Origin of the sequence: Vibrio sp. B1-2 (assembly GCF_963888445.1) — a bacterium.
Taxonomy (GTDB): domain Bacteria; phylum Pseudomonadota; class Gammaproteobacteria; order Enterobacterales; family Vibrionaceae; genus Vibrio; species Vibrio anguillarum.
In genome coordinates, this window is the sequence record NZ_CAWPJH010000044.1 from 1 (window position 1) to 21,409 (window position 21,409).

At 45.9% G+C, this 21,409-nt stretch carries 19 protein-coding genes; 8 read left to right on the forward strand and 11 right to left on the reverse strand.

Annotated features, from left to right (window positions below; all coding sequences use genetic code 11):
* Positions 1–604: retention module-containing protein (locus tag AACQ75_RS16665; protein WP_170889098.1), on the reverse strand; the 604-nt coding region annotated here is incomplete at its 3' end.
* Positions 605–1,036: 432 nt separating this feature from the next.
* On the opposite strand from AACQ75_RS16665, the gene AACQ75_RS16670 reads away from it, so the two are divergent.
* The 3 genes from AACQ75_RS16670 to AACQ75_RS16680 all read left to right on the forward strand — a co-directional run bounded on the left by AACQ75_RS16670 (position 1,037) and on the right by AACQ75_RS16680 (position 3,431).
* Positions 1,037–2,347, forward strand: coding sequence for a TolC family outer membrane protein (locus AACQ75_RS16670; protein ID WP_094165612.1), 1,311 nt, complete (start codon positions 1,037–1,039; stop codon positions 2,345–2,347).
* Complete coding sequence (locus AACQ75_RS16675) at positions 2,328–2,963, forward strand: OmpA family protein (RefSeq protein WP_017042438.1); 636 nt, start codon at positions 2,328–2,330, stop codon at positions 2,961–2,963. Before AACQ75_RS16670 ends, AACQ75_RS16675 begins: the two co-directional genes overlap by 20 nt.
* A gap of 117 nt (positions 2,964–3,080) precedes the next feature.
* Entirely contained in the window at positions 3,081–3,431 is a 351-nt protein-coding gene (locus tag AACQ75_RS16680) for a DUF2750 domain-containing protein (RefSeq protein ID WP_013856942.1), read from the forward strand.
* Positions 3,432–3,554: 123 nt separating this feature from the next.
* On the opposite strand, the gene queC is transcribed toward AACQ75_RS16680, so the two are convergent.
* Together queC and queE are read right to left on the reverse strand one after the other, a co-directional pair.
* Positions 3,555–4,250, reverse strand: a complete 696-nt coding sequence (gene queC / locus AACQ75_RS16685; RefSeq protein ID WP_170889099.1) for a 7-cyano-7-deazaguanine synthase QueC — start codon at positions 4,248–4,250, stop codon at positions 3,555–3,557.
* A gap of 10 nt (positions 4,251–4,260) precedes the next feature.
* The gene (queE, locus tag AACQ75_RS16690) at positions 4,261–4,929 is read right to left on the reverse strand and encodes a 7-carboxy-7-deazaguanine synthase QueE (protein ID WP_170889100.1); all 669 of its coding nucleotides are present in this window, start codon (positions 4,927–4,929) and stop codon (positions 4,261–4,263) included.
* A 174-nt stretch (positions 4,930–5,103) separates the two neighbouring features.
* On the opposite strand from queE, the gene yidA reads away from it, so the two are divergent.
* Positions 5,104–5,922: a sugar-phosphatase gene (yidA, locus tag AACQ75_RS16695; protein ID WP_017046142.1), complete on the forward strand. Its 819-nt coding sequence runs from the start codon at positions 5,104–5,106 to the stop codon at positions 5,920–5,922.
* A gap of 58 nt (positions 5,923–5,980) precedes the next feature.
* Here the strand turns inward: yidA and AACQ75_RS16700 are convergent, their stop codons facing one another.
* The 8 genes from AACQ75_RS16700 to AACQ75_RS16735 all read right to left on the reverse strand — a co-directional run bounded on the left by AACQ75_RS16700 (position 5,981) and on the right by AACQ75_RS16735 (position 16,835).
* A complete protein-coding gene (locus tag AACQ75_RS16700) occupies positions 5,981–7,405 on the reverse strand; it encodes a bifunctional NUDIX hydrolase/phosphatase PAP2 family protein (RefSeq protein ID WP_094150344.1) in 1,425 nt (474 codons plus the stop codon).
* A 29-nt stretch (positions 7,406–7,434) separates the two neighbouring features.
* Entirely contained in the window at positions 7,435–7,917 is a 483-nt protein-coding gene (locus AACQ75_RS16705; protein WP_017046144.1) for a GNAT family N-acetyltransferase, read from the reverse strand.
* A gap of 224 nt (positions 7,918–8,141) precedes the next feature.
* Entirely contained in the window at positions 8,142–10,019 is a 1,878-nt protein-coding gene (locus tag AACQ75_RS16710) for a propionyl-CoA synthetase (RefSeq protein ID WP_170889101.1), read from the reverse strand.
* 27 nt (positions 10,020–10,046) lie between these two features.
* Entirely contained in the window at positions 10,047–11,237 is a 1,191-nt protein-coding gene (gene prpF / locus AACQ75_RS16715) for a 2-methylaconitate cis-trans isomerase PrpF (protein ID WP_170889102.1), read from the reverse strand.
* Positions 11,234–13,840 (reverse strand): Fe/S-dependent 2-methylisocitrate dehydratase AcnD, encoded by a 2,607-nt coding sequence (gene acnD / locus AACQ75_RS16720; protein ID WP_170889103.1) that lies wholly within the window; start codon positions 13,838–13,840, stop codon positions 11,234–11,236. Before acnD ends, prpF begins: the two co-directional genes overlap by 4 nt.
* Positions 13,841–13,960: 120 nt before the next feature.
* Positions 13,961–15,088: a bifunctional 2-methylcitrate synthase/citrate synthase gene (prpC, locus tag AACQ75_RS16725; protein ID WP_013856951.1), complete on the reverse strand. Its 1,128-nt coding sequence runs from the start codon at positions 15,086–15,088 to the stop codon at positions 13,961–13,963.
* A gap of 26 nt (positions 15,089–15,114) precedes the next feature.
* Entirely contained in the window at positions 15,115–16,011 is an 897-nt protein-coding gene (prpB, locus tag AACQ75_RS16730; RefSeq protein WP_010320281.1) for a methylisocitrate lyase, read from the reverse strand.
* A 113-nt stretch (positions 16,012–16,124) separates the two neighbouring features.
* Complete coding sequence (locus tag AACQ75_RS16735; RefSeq protein ID WP_094126991.1) at positions 16,125–16,835, reverse strand: GntR family transcriptional regulator; 711 nt, start codon at positions 16,833–16,835, stop codon at positions 16,125–16,127.
* Between the two features lie 273 nt (positions 16,836–17,108).
* Here AACQ75_RS16735 and AACQ75_RS16740 point away from each other — a divergent pair, with 273 nt between their 5' ends.
* The 4 genes from AACQ75_RS16740 to AACQ75_RS16755 all read left to right on the forward strand — a co-directional run bounded on the left by AACQ75_RS16740 (position 17,109) and on the right by AACQ75_RS16755 (position 21,397).
* Positions 17,109–17,939: a hypothetical protein gene (locus tag AACQ75_RS16740; RefSeq protein ID WP_170889104.1), complete on the forward strand. Its 831-nt coding sequence runs from the start codon at positions 17,109–17,111 to the stop codon at positions 17,937–17,939.
* A 250-nt stretch (positions 17,940–18,189) separates the two neighbouring features.
* Positions 18,190–19,161 (forward strand): tripartite tricarboxylate transporter substrate binding protein, encoded by a 972-nt coding sequence (locus AACQ75_RS16745; RefSeq protein WP_017047673.1) that lies wholly within the window; start codon positions 18,190–18,192, stop codon positions 19,159–19,161.
* Between the two features lie 202 nt (positions 19,162–19,363).
* Positions 19,364–19,861 (forward strand): tripartite tricarboxylate transporter TctB family protein, encoded by a 498-nt coding sequence (locus AACQ75_RS16750; protein WP_010318351.1) that lies wholly within the window; start codon positions 19,364–19,366, stop codon positions 19,859–19,861.
* A gap of 9 nt (positions 19,862–19,870) precedes the next feature.
* Positions 19,871–21,397 carry a tripartite tricarboxylate transporter permease gene (locus AACQ75_RS16755; RefSeq protein ID WP_017046152.1) on the forward strand — a complete coding sequence of 509 codons (1,527 nt, stop codon included), beginning with the start codon at positions 19,871–19,873 and terminating at the stop codon, positions 21,395–21,397.
* The last annotated feature ends 12 nt before the right edge of the window (positions 21,398–21,409 follow it).

Consider the following 21,409-nt stretch of genomic DNA (forward strand, 5'->3'; position numbering starts at 1 on the left):
CTGTGAAGGTGTTGTCTGCGTTGTCCACGTCCGTCGCGGTCAAGGTGCCGGTCAAGCTCAACGCCGCATCGGTTTCAGAGGCCACGACCTCAGTGTCGCCTTCTATCGTCGCCGCATCGTTGGTGCCCGTCACAATTGACCCTAAAACACTTTGAGAATAGCCTTCTAATAGCGTTAAACTTTGTGTTTCAGATAGGCCTAGCGCGGTGAGTGCTGACGTGGAGAATTCTGTTGCGGCTATGGTTTCCGAAGCGTCGCGAGCGATGCTGACTGAGCCCGTCGGGCTTGAACCGTTCGATTCACCCGCTGCAGTTGCAAGATCTTCGCCTAGCTGTGTTGGGTCTTGGCCTTGCTCTAATGCTGCGAAAATTTCATTGATGTCATTAGTTATGTCTACGTTGCGACCATCGGCGTTAACTTTTGATATTTGTACATCATTATTATTGCCTACATCGTTTTGGGAGGCGTTACTGGCACTAATGATTATTTCACCAGGCAAGGTTTTTTCTCCTGGCTGAAGCACCCGTACATTGCCATTTGCATCCACAACGATCATCTGACCGAAAGTTAATGTTGTACCTAAAGAAAAAGAACCAAGTTCCATATAATGCCTCTAATAACTTCCGAATTCACAACGATGCGACTGTTTACATTCCTACATCTTTGCTACGTAATTTGTCATTTCTAATGGTAATAAATTAGCATTTAACACCTGTAATACAAAGGAAAAACCATTTTTACACTTTCTTATGTGACGTAGGTGGAGACTTAAGTCACACATTTATAGTTTGAATCAATATCACACTAAAGATGTACTTTATTATAAAAACAATCAACAATGTTTAATAAATGTTAATTGATGATTTGGTGTATGATTCTTTGCTAAAATCACGAATGTAATGAATATGTTGCTGTTTACTGATGAGAATTTAATGTTATTTTGTTGCGTTTTTCCATCAAGCGTCTCGATAATGCAACAGCTAATGCCGTACTATTGCGGCTTAAAAGAAGTAGAAGTCCCTAGAGGAGTGCCCAAGTGAATTGGATGAACATGAAAACGTTGAGCTACGCCATCGCACTCAGCTTCCCGATCTCTGTATATAGCCAGACTCTTGAGCAAGCGGTGTCAATAACGCTTGCAACCAATCCAAATATTAAAAGTGCATATAACGAATATGTGAGTAAGCGCTATAATAGCGAAGCCTCTTCTGGTGCTTACCTTCCAAGGATCGATCTCGATGCTGGTATTGGCTACGAAGCGGTAGATTTAGCCTCTGGTACTGAAAATGAACTTACTCGTAAAGAAGCCACCATTACCTTAACCCAACTGATTTGGGATGGTTCTTCGACTTTAAACGATATTGATCGTACTTCGGCTGATGCCGAATCGGTTCGTTTCCAACTCTTAGCTGACGCTCAAGATATCGCATTAGAGGTCACTAAGGTGTATCTCGATGCAACGAAAGCGTTTGAAATACTGACACTTTCTGAAAGCAACCTCTCAGTACATAAGAAAATATATCGTGATATACAAAAGCGTGTGGAATCAGGCATTGGTTCAACAGCTGATCTTTCTCAGGTTGAAGCTCGTTTAGCTAAAGCCCATGGCAATCTTTTAGCTGCACAGAATAATCTGTTTGATATACATACCCAGTTTAAACGGTTGGTAGGTCAACCTCCTCAAGATTTAATTTTCCCTAAAGCAGACCATTCTGCTTTGCCTTTTACCGTTGATGACGCTTTAGAAAAAGCCTACCAAGATCACCCGGTCATCAAAGTAGCGCAAGCCGATGTTGATTCCGCAAAGTTTCAATATAAACAAACTCAGGGAACAAATTACCCAACGTTATCTTTCGAAGCTGCACAAACATGGCGTGATGATGCCGGTGGGATAGAAGGTAACAGCGATGAATTCTCGGCCATGATTAGGATGCGTTACAACCTGTACAATGGTGGTTCAGATTCTGCGCGCACCGACAGTGCTGCCTACCAAATGAACAAAGCGAAAGATTTAAGAGATCGGACTTATCGTAGTGTTGAAGAGGGGTTGCGTTTATCTTGGAGCGCTCTCGATTTGACATTACAACAGAAAGAATTTTTAGCCGATCATGTTGATTCTGCTTCAGATACGGTTATTGCTTATGAAAAACAATATAAGCTCGGCAAGCGAACACTATTGGATGTGTTGAATACTGAAAATGAGCTTTTCGAAGCAAGAAAAGGTTATCTCGATGCCAAATACGATGAACAGTATGCAAAATACCGTGTTATGAATGCAACTGGGTCATTGTTGAGTTCGTTGAGAGTGGATACACCCAAAGAGTGGCATGATGCGGTGGAGTACTAACATGTTGAAATACTTATGGCCAATGATAGCGAGCTTACTCTTTATCACCTCGACGGCTTCATCTGCTAGAGATGATTATCCATATATTGATATGCCACTCGCTGATCAAATAGACGATTTACGTGACGATGATTTTGACGGCGTGATTAATGCCAGAGATTTGTGCCCCGAAACACCATTGAAGTCAGAGATCGATAATGATGGTTGTGGCACTTTCATTAAAACCGAAGAGCAACTCCAGCTTAGAATTCTGTTTGCGAATGATTCAGCAATAGTCAACCCTGTGTTTCTAAGTCAAATACGGTCAATGGCCAATTTTCTCAAGCAATACCCTTCAGCTTCGATTGAATTACAAGGTTATGCCAGTAAGGTTGGGAATCCAGGTTATAACTTAGAGTTATCGAAAAACCGAGCTTATAATGTCGAGAAGGCGCTTGTTAGTTACGGCATTAGCCATACTCGTGTCCGTATTGTTGGTTTTGGTGATACTGAACTGACAGAAAATGGTGATGATGATATTAGCCATGCGATGAATAGAAAAGTTGTCGCCACTGTCGTCGGCCACAAAGGTTCGGTGAAAGAAGAGTGGACCATTTTCACCAAACGCGAGCGTTGAAATCGATATTTATCGAGGATTGGGGCGTTTTCGCCCCTTTTTTCTGTCTAAAATTGTAATGAGTTTACTAGAACAAAATGCTATCCTTGCGCGTCATCACCTTATGAGATAAAGATAATGAGCAAATTAACTGCTGACCTTCAAGCAAACTTAGAATTGTTTATTGAACAAACAAAAGAGACCCAACTAGTATGGGGCTTAAAAAATGAAGATGGTTGGCTGGCATGCGACTCGACAGAATTTGAAAGTAGTGAAGTTATGCCCTTTTGGTCAACCAAAGAAGATGCACAAACTCACAACGTTGAAGAGTGGTCTGACTTCGAAGTGTTAGAAATCCCTCTCGATATTTTCGTAGAAGATTGGTTGATTACCCTTGATGAAGATGGTGTATTAATTGGCACCAACTGGAATGCAAGCTTAGAAGGTAAAGAAGTAGAACCTGCAGATTTGGCCAAAATGTATCTTTAGTACCTTGAACTATTTAGTACCTTGAGCTAAATAATGGGTGTTCTATTTGCACGCTATTCCATTCGCAAACACTAGAACACCCGTTTAAATTTCACTTGATCTATACGTTGATTATTAGATACATCATAAAGTTACAGATTGCTTTTGGTGAAGCGCATTCATCACCAACGCTTTGTTTACTAAATAATCGTTTAAACCCGCTTTACGTAGCTCACATGATGGGCAATCGCCACAACCATCACCAATAATACCGTTATAACAAGTCAGTGTTTCGTGTCTTATGAGTTCGAGAGCATCATGTTGATCCGCCAATGCCCAAGTTTCTGCTTTGTTTAGCCACATTAAAGGAGTATGAATGTTGAATGGGCGATCCATCCCTTGCACCAAAGCACTGTTCATCACTTTAACAAAATCATTTCGGCAATCCGGATAGCCAGAAAAGTCTGTTTCACAAACACCAGTAATCACCTCATCTGCACCTATTTGATACGCATAAATACCCGCAAGGGTCAAAAACAGAATGTTACGCCCCGGCACAAACGAGTTCGGTAACCCATTCTCTTGTAACTCGTGTGATACTGGAATATCGTCACGAGTGAGTGAACTGATCGCCAACTCATTGAGTAAGCTTACATCCATGACTTTATGTGCAACTACACCTAACTTTTTCGCTAAGGTGCTGGCAACCTCAATCTCGAGTTTATGGCGTTGGCCATAATCAAAGGTGATAGCGTGCACTTCATCAAACTCTTTTAATGCCTGAACCAAACAGGTTGTTGAATCTTGGCCACCACTAAATACCACAACGGCTTTTTTCATTTTTCTCTCCTCAGGCAATACTTAAATATTTATGCGTTTGAATCGATAAACGCCAGTTCCTCACAATGCATGTTTCAATGCACAATTGGGTTGCCCGCTCTTTCTGACTAATAGGCTGTAAAGCAATCACTGTTGAATCAGGAACTTGCGCTCGCAGCAATAACGCATCTAGCTGTTCAATATCTTTAGCCGTTGCGACGGGGTGCTTGATCTCATTTGCTCTTAACAGAGCTGAATCGAGTACAGGCAGTTTGCCCTTCATTGCAATTTTTGGTGACACTGTCACCCATGTATTTGCCGAGGTTTGAACCGGGAATGTGCCGCTGGTTTCAATTTGAATGTGACATCCGATTGCCTCAAATGCTTGCGCAAGTGGACGCAGATCATAAATACATGGTTCACCGCCCGTAATTACAATATGTTTAGCATGATAACCCTGTGTTTTATAGAGCGACACTATCTCTTCTGCACTGACTGAGCACCAAGTTGGGCTATCTTGGGTTTTGGCTAGCACGTCATTGATTGGGCGTTCATCTTGCGGCGTTGCATCCCACGTCTGCTTTGTATCGCACCAAGCGCATCCCACTGGGCATTCTTGCAAACGAATAAAAACCGCAGGAACGCCGGTATGCACGCCTTCACCTTGAATGGTCTCAAACATTTCATTAATTTTGTACAACGTAAACTCAGCCTAACTCAATATCAAAAAATGCAGGTCGCTGACCTTAATAGATGCCTTGCCTTAGGTCAAACTAAACCCATCACGTGCGTAAAAATTTGACTAAATCAGTGGCGATCATATCTCAACTTGCATAAGCTGCTGGCTTTCTTCTTCACTTAATTTAGGTAAGTCATGTATAAACTCATCGCTTTAGATATGGACGGTACTCTTCTCAATAGCCAAAAACAGATCACAGCCAGAACAAAACAGGCTATAGCCAAAGCTCGTGAAAAAGGCGTAAAAGTGGTGCTGGCGTCTGGACGTCCCATTGATGGCATGCGCGATAAGTTGCAAGAACTGCATTTAAACTCAAATGAGGATTTTGTCCTTTACTACAACGGCTCAATGGTTCAAAACATTGGCAGTGGTGAAATTATTCATCACAAAATTATCGATGGCCGCTCTGCAAAATTAGTCGCTAACCTTGCTAACCAACTTAACGTGAATACGCACGCCTTTAGCCAAGTTCATGGTCTGATCACGCCTAAAATCAGTGAATATACCGAGCTTGAAGCAAGAATCAACGGACTGCCGATCACGGAAATGGATTTTGAACAGCTTGAAGATGATCATCCCATCATCAAAGCAATGATTGTGGCAGAGCCGAGCTTGCTACAGAAAGCCATTGAACAACTTCCTCCGGAGCTCTATCAGCAGTTTACTATTGTACAAAGTGCACCATTCTTTCTTGAATTCTTAAACACACAAAGTAATAAAGGCGTCGGTGTCAAAGCGATTGCCGAGCACTTGGGGATCGAGGCTAAACACATTATTTGTATGGGAGATGCTGAAAATGATCATCACATGCTGCAATACGCAGGACTTGGAATTGCAATGGCAAATGCGATGGAACAAACTAAGCAGCTAGCGGACTATATTACACTCAGTAACGACGACGATGGTGTGGCAGTTGCTATAGAAAAATTTGTACTCGGTGAGTCTCACGAATAGGCATTAAAGACGCCTCAGTCGAGGCGTCTTTAATCGGGATGTTGACTAAACAACCAAGTTAAGCACGGCATTTTCGCATGAACCATGCAAAGATGAGCATGAGTAGTGGCAAGCGGAGCGTCTCAACCATTAAAGAGAAAATACTGCTGTATGAAACGAGCGTGGCACCAAATAATACCACTTGATTGAGTGCTAATAACAAAATGATCAGCAGCCACATTCGTTGAAGAGTGATGTGTAGTGGTTCAGTGCTCTTTGTCATAACTAAAGCCGATGCCGTCAGCAAAATGGCTAACCAAGCGGTGAAACTAGGCAAGGGCCAGATCATAGCCAGCAGTGCAACCGTGATCGTTAAACCCCACCATACCCCACGCGAACCCAGCAGTGTTCTGACGTCGGTATAAGATTGTTCATCTAAACGAACAATATGCCACGCGACCAGAGCGCCCAACAATCCACCTATCACCATATCGCTGATGAAGGCTTCCCCAATATAGAATTTGGCCAACATTAATAGCCCCATCAACACGATAAAACCCACAAACATTCGGTTGAAATCGAGATGATCAAAAGCTCGCAATAGTGATATCCCTACACCAAACCAAACTGCAATCGGTAAACTTGGAAAACCGTACCCGTAACTTTGGCAAAGTTCCAACAGTGGTATATAGGCATGAGGTCTTGGTAATGCAAATCCTTGCTGAGCCACCAATGACAATAATGAACTCACGGTAACCACAAAAAATATCTTATAAACAGACTCTTTACCCAGATAACAGGCAATCACTGGAAACAAAACTATCAGCAATAAAGGATCCGTCAGTTTGGTGATCCATACTGCGATTTGATAAATCGACGAACTCAGCGTATATGGCCATTCCGCGACCGTATTCTGCAATTTCATCATCCAGCCTAATTCGATTTGGTGAAACCGAGGCGCAGCAGAAACCAGATTCTCTACATAAATCACGGGTTGACTATCTGCTTCTTGATACATGGTTTTGATCCGATCCCATTGCTCAGGGTAACGATACTGACTTGCATCAATACGATACGGATCGATCAGCATTGCGCTAGCAACCTCGACACCATAATGAGGAGCAAACCAAATAGGCAACTCATGTCCATTACGGCTATTTTTTGACTCAAAAGCAATCACATCGGAATCACTGCGACAGCTGTAAACGACAGCCGTATCCGTATACCCCAACATGCGCCCTACCGTTACAACAAGGCCCGTTTCTTCCCATGTTTCTCTTTGCGCGGCCAATTCTGGAGATTCACCGGGAGATATCGTCCCTCCTGGCAATGAAATCTGCTTGGTGATCACCTCGTTAACGAGCACGATCTTATGATCGGCTTTAACTAGGCATAGAGCACCACGAATATTATCTGGTAGCGTTACGGGTTGTTGAGCGACACCAACACTTGACCAGAACAACGACAGCAAACAGACACTCAACAATGAAAACTGTTTTAACACATTAAAAATCCATGATTATTATTATCGAATTACTTGCTATCGATTGACTTTCTTAACCAATGTATATGCGATGAAAAACCAGAACGTTGATAAAAAGATTGCGCTCCTTGGTTAAAATCCCACACTTCGACAAATACTTGGGTAATACCGTACTCTTTTAATGTCTGTTCCATTTTTTGAAACAGCTGCTGTGCGATATGCTGCTGACGATATTGTGGCTCAACGTAAAGCTCATCAATACTGCCCATTGGTACCGCTTTGCTCACGCTTGAAATTAACTCGCAAAAGTGACCCGATATAAATCCCACAATTTGACTGTCTATTTTGGCAACGTAAACCAAACATTCCGGATCATCTAAATAACGAGCAATACTTTTTTCTTGTTCAATCTCTTCTGCTGTTTTGAAATGCTCAGGGCAAGCAAGGTGATGCTCATGATGAAGGTCATACATCAACTGATTCAGTTGCGGTAAATCACGATCACAAGCAGGAGTTATGATAACTAACGACATATTTCGCGCTCTGAATGAATAAAGCTTTGGCCGTGATTCTATAAGATAGTGATTAAAAAATATATCTTCATGCGTAGTGTTTTTGGTCGATTGAGCGCTAATCTCGTCTTAGAACTAAGACAGATGAACTAAGAGAAACAAATAAAATGCGGATTGCAAATTGGCAATAAAAACGCCTCATTCATCTGAGGCGCCTCAATTAATCGTCAACTATAGGGTAGCCGCTAGTGATGGAGCGCTTTTTCTAACTCACTCAAGCTCATTGGGTCATCAATTGTTGAAGGGACAGCATACTCTTCGCCATCGGCAATTTGTCGAATGACGCGACGCAGAATTTTACCAGAGCGCGTTTTGGGTAAACGATCAACAATTAACGCATGCTTAAAGCACGCTACCGCACCAATTTCACTGCGCACTTTGTTAACAAGTTCTTGTTCCAACTCGCGCTCATCCACCTTAACGCCATCTTTAAGCACCACCAAACCTAACGGCAACTGCCCTTTCAGCTCGTCATACACTCCGACTACAGCACATTCGGCAACCGCAGGATGAGCACCGACGATTTCTTCCATCTCCCCCGTAGATAAACGATGGCCTGCAACGTTTATCACATCATCAATTCGCCCCATGATGAAGAGATAACCTTCTTCATCCAAATAGCCACCATCACCAGAAACATAGTAACCGTCAAATTGAGCAAGGTAACCGGACTCAAATCGTTCGTGATCACGCCATACCGTCGCTAAACAACTTGGTGGTAAGGGGCGTTTCAACGCCACAAACCCTTGTTGATTGGCGGGCATCACTTCACCTAGCTCATTGAGAATCTCAACCTGATAGCCAGGAATCGGTTTCGTTGCTGACCCCGCTTTAATTGGCATCGACTCAAGTCCTATCGGATTACCAGCAATCGCCCAACCGGTTTCGGTTTGCCACCAATGGTCAACTACTGGCTTTTGAGTGTGCTGCTCTACCCATTCAAGTGTCGGCGGGTCAAGACGCTCTCCGGCCATAAAAATAGTGGTTAAAGTGGATAAATCATAATGTTTGAGTAGATCGCCATTGGGATCTTCTTTTTTGATGGCGCGAAAGGCGGTAGGCGCAGAAAAAAGTACGTCCACCTTATACTCTTGGCACACTCGCCAAAATGCAGCCGGATCGGGTGTGCGCACCGGTTTACCTTCATACAAAATAGTGGTGCAACCGTGAATCAACGGCGCATAAACAATGTAAGAGTGACCAACTACCCACCCCACGTCCGACGCAGCCCAAAAAACACCTTGTTGAGGCATATTATAGATGGTTGACATGGAGTACTTCATCGCGACCGCATGACCACCGTTGTCGCGCACCACCCCTTTGGGTTTGCCTGTTGTACCTGATGTGTAAAGAATATAAAGCGGATCGGTCGCCAAAACCGGCACACAATCATGTGGCGGCGCTTCTTTAACGGCTCGATTCCACTCTAGATCTCGCTCATTGTTTAAGTCAGCCACATGCTCCGAGCGTTGTAACACCACCACTTTTTCCGGCTTCCATTTGCTGTCTAAAATGGCACGGTCAACTAAGGGTTTGTAGGGTAAAATCTTATTGATTTCGATACCGCAAGATGCCGTCATGATCACTTTCGGTTCAGCATCTTCAATACGCACCGCTAATTCATTGGGTGCAAAACCGCCAAAAACGACAGAGTGAATCGCGCCAAGCCGTGCACAAGCGAGCATCGCCATCACTGCTTCCGGAATCATTGGCATATAAATGATCACCCGATCGCCTTTAGCAACACCTTGCATTGCCAGCATTCCCGCCACTTTCGCTACCTGATCTCGTAATTGTGTATAGCTGTATTGACGCTTTCTTCCGGTCACTGGGGAATCATAAATCAGCGCGGTTTGCTCACCTCGCCCCTGTTCACAATGGAAATCTAGCGCCAACCAACAGGTATTGAGTACACCATCGGTAAACCAGCGTTCAATGCCATGCTCATCTTTTTGTAAGATAGTTTGGGGAAACTCAAACCACTCAATCTGCCGAGCTTGAGCCTGCCAAAATGATTCAGGTTCAGATTGAGCCCATTGATATTCCTTTAAATATGCCGACATAACATTTCCCTTAACATGATTTGAGGCTTAACGATGGACTCGCACCCAACCTTCCATTAACACCCGCGCGCTGCGGCTCATACTGGCTTTCTCTATTCCCCAATGACCCTCTCGTAAAACGGCTTTAGCGCCCACTTTCAGCGTACCGGATGGATGACCAAAGGTGACCGATTCTTTTGCTCCACCGCCCGCCAACATATTCACTAACGTTCCCGGGACACTGGCCGCTGAAGCGATGGCCACGGCGGCCGTTCCCATCATCGCATGATGCAGTTTTCCCATAGACAGCGCACGCACCACAATATCGACATCGTTCGCCGATACCGCTTTACCACTGGATGACAAATAGGATTGCGCTTTTGCCACAAACGCTACTTTAGGCGTATGTTGGCGCAGTTGGGCTTGTTCAATATGCTCAATCAAACCCATTTTCACAGCGCCATAAGCGCGAATCGCTTCAAACATCGCCAAGGCATGATCATCATTGTTGATCGCCTTTTGAAGTTCAGTACCTTGATAACCGATGTCGTGTGCATCGATAAAAATCGTCGGAATGCCCGCATTAATGAGCGTTGCATTCAAGGTTCCCATGCCGGGGATTTGCAGTTGGTCAAGCACATTTCCGGTTGGGAACATCACACCGCTATCATCGGCAGGATCGAGAAAATCAACCGCAATTTCGGCGGCGGAAAAAGTCACCCCATCAAGTTCGAAATCACCACACTCTTGCACTTCACCCTGCTCAATTGGCACATGAATAAGAATGGTTTTGCCAATGTTGGCTTGCCAAACGCGAACCGTCACTACACCGTTATTAGGGATCCGTTCTGGGTCAATAAAACCGCTGTGAATCGCAAATGGCCCTACTGCCGCAGAAAGGTTACCGCAGTTGCCGCTCCAATCTACGAACGCTTTGTCTATCGAAACTTGGCCGAATAGATAATCGACATCGTGATCGGCTTGCTCACTTTTGGAGAGAATCACGGCTTTGCTGGTGCTAGAACTTGCGCCGCCCATGCCATCAATTTGTTTGCCATAAGGATCGGGGCTACCAATGACACGCAACAGCAGTTGATCTCGCGCCTCTCCCGCTTGCTGAGCCTCTTTGGGTAAATCTTCAAGCCGAAAAAACACGCCCTTACTGGTGCCGCCTCGCATATACATCGCCGGAATTTTTAATGAGTTACTCACGTGATACTCCTTTATCCTTAGCGTCATTGAGCCAGAAAATCTTGCGCAAAACGCTGCAATACGCCACCAGCCTGATACACACTGACTTCATCAGCCGTGTCTAAACGACAAGTCACCGTAACCTTCTGCTGTTCGCCCTTATTTGCGCCTTGCGTACGAGTGATCACCAAGCTTAAGTCGACGCCTGGCTTAATATCTCCCACCACATCATAAAGCTCAGTACCATCGAGTTGCAGTGTGTGGCGGTCTGTTCCCGTTTTAAATTGCAGTGGTAGAACACCCATCCCGACTAAATTCGTGCGATGGATCCGTTCAAACCCCTCGGCAACAATGGCTTCAACTCCCGCCAAACGTACACCTTTCGCCGCCCAATCACGTGACGAACCTTGCCCATAATCGGCCCCAGCAATAATGATCAATGGCTGCTTACGATCCATATAAGTCTCTATCACTTCCCACATGCGGGTAACCAAGCCTTCAGGTTCAATACGCGCTAACGAACCTTGCTTTACTTTACCCTCCTCTTGCACCATCTCATTGAACAGTTTGGGGTTAGCAAAAGTGGCGCGTTGCGCGGTCAGATGGTCACCACGATGCGTGGCATAGGAGTTAAAATCTTGCTCCGGAACGCCCATTTTGAGCAAATATTCCCCAGCGGCACTGGTCGCTAAAATTGCGTTCGATGGCGATAAATGATCCGTAGTGATGTTGTCACCTAAAATAGCCAAAGGTCGCATGGCTGACAACCGACGTTCACCCGCTAACGCACCTTCCCAATAAGGCGGGCGACGGATATAAGTGCTCATGGGGCGCCAATCATAAAGTGGCTTTTGTTTGGCCATGTGCTCATCTAATTTAAACATCTGAATGTAGATTTGTTTGAACTGTTCGGGCTTAACATGGCGCGCCACCACATCATCGATCTCTTCATCGGTTGGCCATAAGTCATTGAGGTAAATCGGCTTGCCTTGCGAATCTATTCCCAACGCGTCTTTTTCAATATCAAAACGAATCGTACCCGCAAGTGCATACGCCACCACCAATGGCGGAGAGGCAAGAAAAGCCTGCTTCGCATAGGGATGGATGCGGCCATCAAAGTTTCGGTTACCTGATAGCACAGCCGTCGTATAGAGATCGCGTTCAATGATTTGCTGCTCAATCCTAGGATCAAGCGCGCCACTCATGCCATTACAGGTAGTGCATGCATAAGCGACGATGCCAAAACCGAGCTGTTCTAGCTCAGGCAGCAGACCGGCTTCCTCTAAATAAAGTTTGGCTACTTTTGAGCCCGGTGCAAAAGAGGTTTTGACCCAAGGTTTGCGAACCAAACCCAATTGATTGGCCTTTTTCGCCAGCAACGCGGCGGCCACGACATTGCGCGGATTACTGGTATTGGTGCACGAAGTAATGGCGGCGATGATCACTGCGCCATCAGGTAATTCGCCTTCTTTGGTTTGCCACGCCCCCGCAATACCGCGCTCGGTCAGTTCGCTTGTCGGCAAACGGCGATGAGGATTCGAAGGCCCGGCTAAATTGCGCTGTACACTTGAGAGATCAAACTCCAGCACCCGTTCGTATTGCGCTTCAATCAAATCATCGGCCCATAAGCCGGTTTGCTTAGCGTACTGTTCAACCAAGGCTACTTGCTGTGCGTCTCGACCCGTGAGTTTGAGATAGTTGATGGTTTGCTCATCAATATAGAACATGCCTGCGGTTGCACCATATTCAGGTGTCATATTGGAAAGCGTTGCGCGATCGCCAATCGTCAATGCGCGAGCGCCTTCTCCGAAAAACTCCAGATAACAAGACACCACGCGCTGATTTCGCAAGAACTCCGTAATGGCAAGCACAATGTCGGTCGCGGTGATCCCCGCTTGGCGTTGGCCGGTTAGTTTAACGCCGAAAATATCGGGCAGACGCATCATCGAAGGCCGACCTAACATCACTGTTTCGGCTTCTAACCCACCGACGCCAATCGCCAGCACGCCTAATGAATCGACATGAGGAGTATGGCTGTCAGTACCGACACAAGTATCTGGAAATGCTAAGCCGTTTTTCACTTGGATGACGGGCGACATTTTTTCTAAGTTAATCTGGTGCATGATGCCATTACCCGCCGGAATAACGCTGACATTTTCAAAGGCGGTTTTGCACCATTCGATGAAGTGAAAGCGATCTTCATTGCGGCGATCTTCAATCGCACGGTTTTTTTCAAACGCGTCAGCTTCGAAGCCAGCATGTTCAACCGCGAGTGAGTGATCGACAATCAGTTGCGTTTCCACCACAGGGTTTACTTTGGATGGATCACCGCCTTGCTGAGCGATCGCGTCTCTTAACCCCGCCAAGTCCACTAAAGCGGTTTGTCCTAAAATGTCGTGGCACACCACACGCGCCGGATACCACGGGAAGTCGAGATCGCGCTTACGCTCAATCAGCTGTTTCAGCGAATCAACCAATGTGTGCGGCTCACAGCGGCGGACTAAGTTTTCCGCCAGTATTCGTGAGGTATAAGGCAGCCGATCATACGCTCCGGCTTGGATATCATTGACCGCTTGTCGTGCATCAAAATACTCCAGCGCGGTCGCTGGTAATACTTTTTTGTATTGGCTGTTGATCGTTTGATGACTCATCAATTCCACCCATAAAACTGTCTATTCGAAACATTGTCTAATTCAAAACATCGTCTAGCGAGCTAGGTTTTACCTGCCATCAAACCATACACCAAAGGAGCATGGCTTGATTTCATCCCATTAACGCTGCTCTATTGGTATCCACTCTTGATGTTCAGGACCGTCATAATCGGCACTTGGGCGAATAATTCGGTTATTAGCGCGCTGCTCAAACACATGAGCGGCCCAGCCGGTTAATCGACTCATCACAAAAATAGGGGTAAATAATGGCGTAGGAATACCCATAAAATGGTAGGCCGAAGCGTGGAAGAAATCCGCATTACAAAATAGGCCTTTCTCACGTTTCATCACCGCTTCAACACGTTCTGATACCGCGTACAAATGCGTATCACCCACCGCTTCAGATAACGCTTTTGACCAACGTTTGATCAATGCGTTACGCGGGTCACTTTCACGATAAATAGCATGACCAAAACCCATTATTTTGTCTTTATTAGCCAACATTTGCAGAATATTGGCCTCAGCTTCGTCCGGTGTTTGCCAGCGTTCGATCATCGCCATCGCCGCTTCATTGGCTCCACCATGCAACGGGCCACGCAGTGTGCCAATCGCCCCGGTTACGCAAGAGTGAATATCTGACAGCGTAGAAGCACAGACGCGCGCGGCAAACGTTGATGCATTAAACTCGTGCTCTGCGTACAGAATCAATGAGCAATGCATCACCTGCTTATGCAGCTCGCTCGGTGCTTTTCCTGTCAGCATTTTTAAGAAGTAGCCACCAATACATGCTTCGCTTTGATCTTCAGTGTCAATCCGGATGCCTTGGTGGCTGAAACGATACCAATAACAGATAATAGCGGGGAAAAGTGCCAACATCCGTTCGGTCGCACTCAACTGCTCAGCAAAACTGTGCTCGGTTTCAAGGTTGCCTAAAACTGAACAGCCGGTGCGCATTACGTCCATTGGATGTGTACTGGCTGGTAGCAGCTCTAGCGCGGCTTTTAACGGCTGCGGTAAACCTCGTAATCCCATTAAGCGGGTTTTGTACTGGTCAAGTTCACTTTGATTAGGTAAATGGCCAATCAATAACAGATGAGCGACCTCTTCAAACTGTGCATGGTTGGCAAGATCGGTGATGTCATAACCTCGATAAGTTAAACCCGTCCCAGTTTTTCCGACAGTACATAAAGCGGTGACTCCCGCGCTTTGACCGCGCAGACCTGCGCCGCCCAGTGGTGCGTTTGACATGTTGAACTCCTTTTCCTTTGTTTTTATTATTCCTTTGATGAAAAAAGCTCGTCGAGCTTATCTTCGTAATCGTGGTAATTGAGATAGTCATACAGCTCGCTACGGGTTTGCATGCTATCGAGCAAAGCTTGTTGGTTGCCCTGCTCTAATAAATGGCGATAGACATTCTCAGCCGCTTTATTCATCGCACGAAACGCACTCAATGGATAAAGCACCATATCCACTTTCGATTGAGCGAGCTCGGTACATTGGTAGAGCGGCGTCTGACCAAACTCAGTAATGTTGGCTAAAATCGGCACTGACTTACCACAAGCTGCGCTTAGCGCGGTGGAGAAACGATCGTACTGCTCAAGAGTGGTCATCGCTTCGGGGAAAATCATATCGGCTCCGGCCTGCACGCAAGCAATGGCACGTTCAATGGCGCTATCAATGCCTTCTACCGCTAACGCATCGGTGCGCGCCATGATCACAAACTCTGGGTTCACTCGTGCATCTACCGCGGCTTTTACGCGATCAACCATCTCTTGCTGGCTGACGATCGCTTTATTAGGGCGGTGCCCGCAGCGTTTCTGCGCAACTTGATCTTCCATATGCACGGCAGCAGCGCCCGCTTTCTCCATCGCTTTGATAGTGCGAGCAATGCTAAATGCGCCGCCAAAACCGGTATCAATATCCACCAACAAAGGCAAATCACACGCATTGGTGATGCGCTCAACATCCACCAGCACGTCATTTAATGTGGTGATACCTAAATCGGGCAAACCATACGAAGCGTTAGCGATGCCACCACCCGACAGATAAATGGCTTGGTGGCCTAAACGTTTGGCCATCATTGCGCAATAAGGGTTGATCGTGCCGACAATCTGCAGCGGATCATTTTGTTGAACTGCGAGTCTAAATTTCGCCCCCTGACTTAAGCTCATGAGATTCTCCTAATCAGTCGCTTGGTTATCGCCCTTATTCAAGGCCGCTCTATGCGTGGTTCTTGGTTTGCTTCATTGCAGGCATGATTATTTTCTACCCGCCGCCCTGTGGCTTACTCTTTTACTATCTGCTGTTCAATCAAGATTCGACTGCCCGAAATATGGCGTCGCATCAACATCTCAGCCAGTTCTTCATCGCCGTTTTTGATCGCTTGTAGAATGTATTTGTGCTCATCCAACGCCTCCTTCGGACGTGAATGTGAGCGTGGTGATTGATAACGATACATGCGCAGTAAGTGATAGAGCTCATCACACAATAAAGTCACTAATTTATGATTACGGCTGGCTTTGATGATGCGGTAATGAAAGTCAAAATCACCGTGTTGATGGAAATAGGAAGCCCCTTCGACTTGCTCAATATGATTCGAATGTGTCGACAATAATGCCTCTAGCCCTTGTAATTCAGAGGACGAAATGTTGCGCGCCGCTAACCTTGCCGCCATACCCTCTAACGCTTCGCGTACTGCATAAAGCTCTACCAACTTACCGGGTGACAACTCAATGACTCGCGCGCCCACATGTGAAACACGTTCGATCAACCCCAAGCCTTCCACACGCATTATCGCTTCACGCAGTGGCCCACGGCTGACTTGAAAACGTTTGGCGAGTTCGGGTTCTGAAATCTTGCTGCCCGGTGCTATACGCCCTTCAACAATCGCCTCAATCAGATACTCCGTAAGGTTTTCCGATTTGGTGTTCTCTTTTTCTCGTTCAACAGCGTGTGATTTTGTATCAGTACTGTTTAGTGTTAGTGCACTATTCATCTTGTTATCGCTCACAGGTTGGATTCATGCTGAGACGCAAAGCACTCACACACTTATATGTGTTAACAATTATTAAAACTTATTGTTAAAATAGACCATAAAACCATCGATAATCAATAAAATTGTCGACACATTAGACTAATGTATAAGAAACTTAATGATTAAATTTGAACCAGAAGAAGATAAAACTCTGTGAGCTTGAAAAGAGAAAAGTGTCGATTTCGCAGATAGAATAAGCAGTGCAACCCATTACCGATGACACGGCCGTCACTTATGAATCTTTGCAAGAGAATCACGCACTCTCCTTTTGGTTACGCTCTCGCCTGCTCGTTGCTCTTATCTGGATGCATTGCTTACAACAGTAAACCGAAAAATCCGCGCAGCTACCCACTACTGAGTGAGGCGATCTATTCTGAAGATGATCTTTCATTGGCAGACAACCCAAATATTATTCGCACGGCAATAGAGCAGAATCAATCGGTTACGATCAATGACCTCAACGCGCTAACAAGCCAGTTACCTATTGTTTTTCCTGAATTAAATTTACACCTTGAGCAAGAACACTCATTTGATGCTCGCTTATTGCAAAGCGCAGTACAGCAACTTGTTGCTCAATTTGCTTGTGAATTGTACAGCAGCCAGCAAATGCCCGATTCGGTTCAAATGTGTGCAAACGATGGCCGTGTAACACCGAACAACTTAGGTTATTTGCCTTTCCAGCAAGGCAAGTATTCGGGTGAGCGTTTAACGGTTCATCGACATTCTCAACCGCAAGGTTCTCAATCGCAAAGTGTAGCGGTTGATCTCTATCTTAAAAGCACATCGGAGCGACCACTGAGTTCAATATGGGGCTCGACGCATACTTTAGGGCGGTTCCATGGATCGCACTTTTCATCGGACAGTGTGGTACTCACCGTCTACTTCGAAGGGCATGTGTTAGATGAGCGCCATCAATGGCAAGCCCAATATCCCGAACCTTTGATCTTTTTCTTGCTGCTGCCCAGTATCACGACCTTACTTCAACAAGGTAATGACGCCTCAGCTGCGCAATTTGCAATGAATAACACCCGATTGCTGCTCGTAGATAGTGAGACAAGACGCTAACGAAGACTCGTCACACAACGCAGCAAAATAACGCCGTGAACTTTATGAACAAAAACGTTTTTATGCCCTATATTGTTTTTATCTACGCATTAGAGACAAACCTGTAACAGGTTATTAACTTAACGTATCTGCATTGGATCATTGATGCAGTCATGATAACAATGATAAGCACCCTATCTCCGCCTGTAGCATTCAATCACAAACGCTCCAAGGTAAAGATGAAGATGCGCCCTACATAAGGAACGTGAATATGTTTAAGCAGTTCAAACCAACCCTCACTGCATCCATTCTGGCTGCAACCTTTTCTATTAGCAGCTTCGCCGCTGATATTGAGAAACTTCACATTTTAGTACCCGGTGGCGCGGGTGGTGGTTGGGACATGACGGCTCGTGGTACAGGTGATGTACTGATGAAAACCGACATTGTCGGCAATGTGTCTTACCAAAACTTATCCGGTGGTGGTGGTGGTAAAGCGATTGCACACCTAATTGAAACCGCAGACCGCCAAGAAGATACCTTGATGGTCAACTCTACACCGATTGTTGTTCGTTCTTTATCCGGTGTTTTTCCACAATCCTTCCGCGATTTAACACCGATTGCCGCCACCGTTTCTGATTATGGCGCTATCGTTGCTGCGGGCGATTCAAAATACAAAACGTGGGAAGATGCGGTTGCCGATTTCAAAGACAACCCGCGTAAAGTGAAAGTCGCTGGCGGTTCTGCTCGTGGCAGTATGGATCACTTAGTCGCCGCAGCCGCTTTCAAAGGGCAAGGGTTGGATCCAAAAGAAGTTCGCTACATCGCCTATGACGCGGGTGGCAAAGCCATGGCGGCACTACTTTCTGGTGAAACACAACTGCTTTCAACAGGCTTAGGTGAAGTGCTTGAAATGTCCAAGTCTGGCCAAGTGAAAATTTTGGCGATCACCGCCCCTAAACGTTTGGAATCTGCCCCGAATATTCCAACATTAACTGACTATGGCAACCCAACCGTCTTTGCTAACTGGCGCGGCTTCTTCGCTGCCCCTGGGATCAGCCAAGAGAAGATTGATCAGTGGAACGCAGCATTAGCGAAAATGTACACCACCGATGAATGGAAAATCGTCCGCGACCGTAATGGTTGGATCGATAACTATCAAGCGGATAAAGAGTTTTACGCCTTCTTAGAAGCCCAAGAGAAAGAGATGGGTGATCTGATGCGTGAGCTCGGTTTCCTGAAGTAAGGTCGCTAAGGGGACAGTTCCTTGCCTTGTCCCCGCTAGCAACACTTTTGCCGTGTGCAGTTATGCTTAATACTCCTTTGTTTATCAGGCAAATATGAATAGGAAAACCTCCATACACCTATCCCTTTGCCCTTAGTTAATCAATTCATTAACTCGCTGCTACACGGCTCTTTTCTCCCCTATTTTTACCATGGAGTTGGATATGTCGGATCTGCCAACCAAATTTTTCAGCAAAGAATATTTACTGTGCCGCGATCGCGTTGGCGCGTTGATCTTCCTTGTTCTTAGCCTTTGCTACGGCTATCAAACGACTCAAATACCGATGTTTCCCGGTGATGAATATGAACCGTTTAACGCCCAAACCTTGCCGACTCTGCTGACTTACGCTGGAATTGGCCTCTCTTTGTTGATGCTGGTGTTAGGGCAGCCCGATAAACAAAGCGGCGCGGTATTGCACTTCAACTGGAAATTGTTGATTGGTTTTTTAGTGTTGATGGCGCTGTACGGACTTGGCCTAACCTATTTAGGCTTCGTACTGGCCACCAGTTTCTTTCTACTCGCTGGTTTTTATATTTTGGGTGAAAGACGCAAATCAGTGTTATTTGGTGCTTCTTTTCCCTTTGTCATCGCGTTTTATCTGCTGCTTACTCAAGGTTTGGACATTTACCTTGAGCCCGGCGTTATTTTCACACTCTGGTAGGAACTGATTATGTTAGATGGAATTTTACAAGGGCTTTCTACCGCCATGATGCCAATGAACATCTTCATGGTGATTGTGGGCTGTTTCGTCGGTACTTTTATCGGCATGTTACCCGGGCTTGGCCCGATTTCGGCCATCGCGTTGATGATCCCGATCACCTATGGCCTTGAGCCATCTTCAGGTTTGATTTTAATGGCCGGCGTTTATTACGGCGCTATTTTTGGCGGCTCCACTTCCTCCATTTTGATTAATGCTCCCGGATGCTCGGCAACCGTGGTCACCGCGTTTGATGGCTACCCCATGGCGCAAAAAGGCCAAGCTGGTAAAGCGTTAGCCATCGCCGCTTACGCCTCTTTTACAGGCGGAACCTTGTCAGCGATTATGCTCTTGGTCGCAGCGCCTGCACTGGCCAGCGTGTCACTGAGTTTTCAATCCTCTGACTATTTTGCGTTGATGCTACTCGGTCTATCGGCGGTCGCCGCCTTTGCTGGAAAAGGACAAGTCCTTAAAGCATGGATGATGGTTGTTCTTGGCTTGATGCTCTCTACCGTTGGTATTGATAAAGGCGTAGGTGTGGAACGTTTTACCTTTGGCTTAACTGATTTAATGGACGGTTTTAGCTTCCTCTTGCTGGCGATGGCGACATTCGCTTTAGGCGAGACATTAATGGGTATTTTAAAACCAGAAAACGACACGCGTACAGATGAACAGAATAAAATCAGCAACTTGGGCAGTATGAAAATCACCAAGGCAGAATTTAAAGAAGCGGCTCCCGTTTCAATTCGTGCTTCCATTTTAGGTTTTTTCACTGGCGTGTTGCCCGGCGCTGGCGCAACCATCGCCGCATTTTTGAGTTATGGTATGGAGCGCAGCTTAGCGCCCAAAGATAAAAAAGAAGAGTTCGGTAAAGGGTCTTTGCGTGGGCTTGTTGCACCAGAGTCAGCCAATAACGCCGCCTCTAGCGGATCTTTTGTTCCGCTGTTGACACTCGGCATTCCCGGCTCTGGCACCACAGCGATCATGCTTGGAGCCCTGCTCTCTTACGGCATTCAACCTGGCCCTCGTTTATTTGTTGATCACCCTGATGTCTTTTGGTCTGTCATCATCTCAATGTATCTCGGTAATATTGTACTTATCATCCTTAACTTGCCGCTTATTCCTTATATTTCAAGGCTATTGGCGGTACCGAGAACCGTATTGCTGCCGATGATTTTGTTCTTCTCAATCACCGGTGTTTATTTGGTTTCGTTTAACACTATGGATGTTTACGTAATGTTGATCGTCGCGATGGGGGCGATTGCTCTACGGTTAGCCAACTTCCCGCTGGCACCACTGCTGCTTGGCTTTATTTTGGGTGGATTAATGGAAGAGAACCTTCGCCGCGCGTTGATGATCAGCGATGGGGAGTTAAGCTTCTTGTGGGAACGTCCGATCACTTTCGTGTTTACCGTGCTTGCAGTTGTGATGTTGACTAGCCCACTTGTGGTGATGCTGGCGAACAAACTTCGCTCTTCACCAACCAAAGCAGTTGAATAACAAGAAATTGTA

Coding starts and splice junctions, on each gene's coding strand:
- prpF (WP_170889102.1), bottom strand. CDS start 11,237: ATGACGCTAAGGATAAAGGAGTATCACGTGAGTAACTCATTAAAAATT.
- yidA (WP_017046142.1), top strand. CDS start 5,104: ATGTATAAACTCATCGCTTTAGATATGGACGGTACTCTTCTCAATAGC.
- AACQ75_RS16710 (WP_170889101.1), bottom strand. CDS start 10,019: ATGTCGGCATATTTAAAGGAATATCAATGGGCTCAATCTGAACCTGAA.
- AACQ75_RS16740 (WP_170889104.1), top strand. CDS start 17,109: ATGAATCTTTGCAAGAGAATCACGCACTCTCCTTTTGGTTACGCTCTC.
- AACQ75_RS16745 (WP_017047673.1), top strand. CDS start 18,190: ATGTTTAAGCAGTTCAAACCAACCCTCACTGCATCCATTCTGGCTGCA.
- AACQ75_RS16750 (WP_010318351.1), top strand. CDS start 19,364: ATGTCGGATCTGCCAACCAAATTTTTCAGCAAAGAATATTTACTGTGC.
- AACQ75_RS16680 (WP_013856942.1), top strand. CDS start 3,081: ATGAGCAAATTAACTGCTGACCTTCAAGCAAACTTAGAATTGTTTATT.
- queC (WP_170889099.1), bottom strand. CDS start 4,250: ATGAAAAAAGCCGTTGTGGTATTTAGTGGTGGCCAAGATTCAACAACC.
- acnD (WP_170889103.1), bottom strand. CDS start 13,840: ATGAGTCATCAAACGATCAACAGCCAATACAAAAAAGTATTACCAGCG.
- AACQ75_RS16755 (WP_017046152.1), top strand. CDS start 19,871: ATGTTAGATGGAATTTTACAAGGGCTTTCTACCGCCATGATGCCAATG.
- prpC (WP_013856951.1), bottom strand. CDS start 15,088: ATGTCAAACGCACCACTGGGCGGCGCAGGTCTGCGCGGTCAAAGCGCG.
- AACQ75_RS16705 (WP_017046144.1), bottom strand. CDS start 7,917: ATGTCGTTAGTTATCATAACTCCTGCTTGTGATCGTGATTTACCGCAA.
- AACQ75_RS16735 (WP_094126991.1), bottom strand. CDS start 16,835: ATGAATAGTGCACTAACACTAAACAGTACTGATACAAAATCACACGCT.
- prpB (WP_010320281.1), bottom strand. CDS start 16,011: ATGAGCTTAAGTCAGGGGGCGAAATTTAGACTCGCAGTTCAACAAAAT.
- AACQ75_RS16675 (WP_017042438.1), top strand. CDS start 2,328: ATGATGCGGTGGAGTACTAACATGTTGAAATACTTATGGCCAATGATA.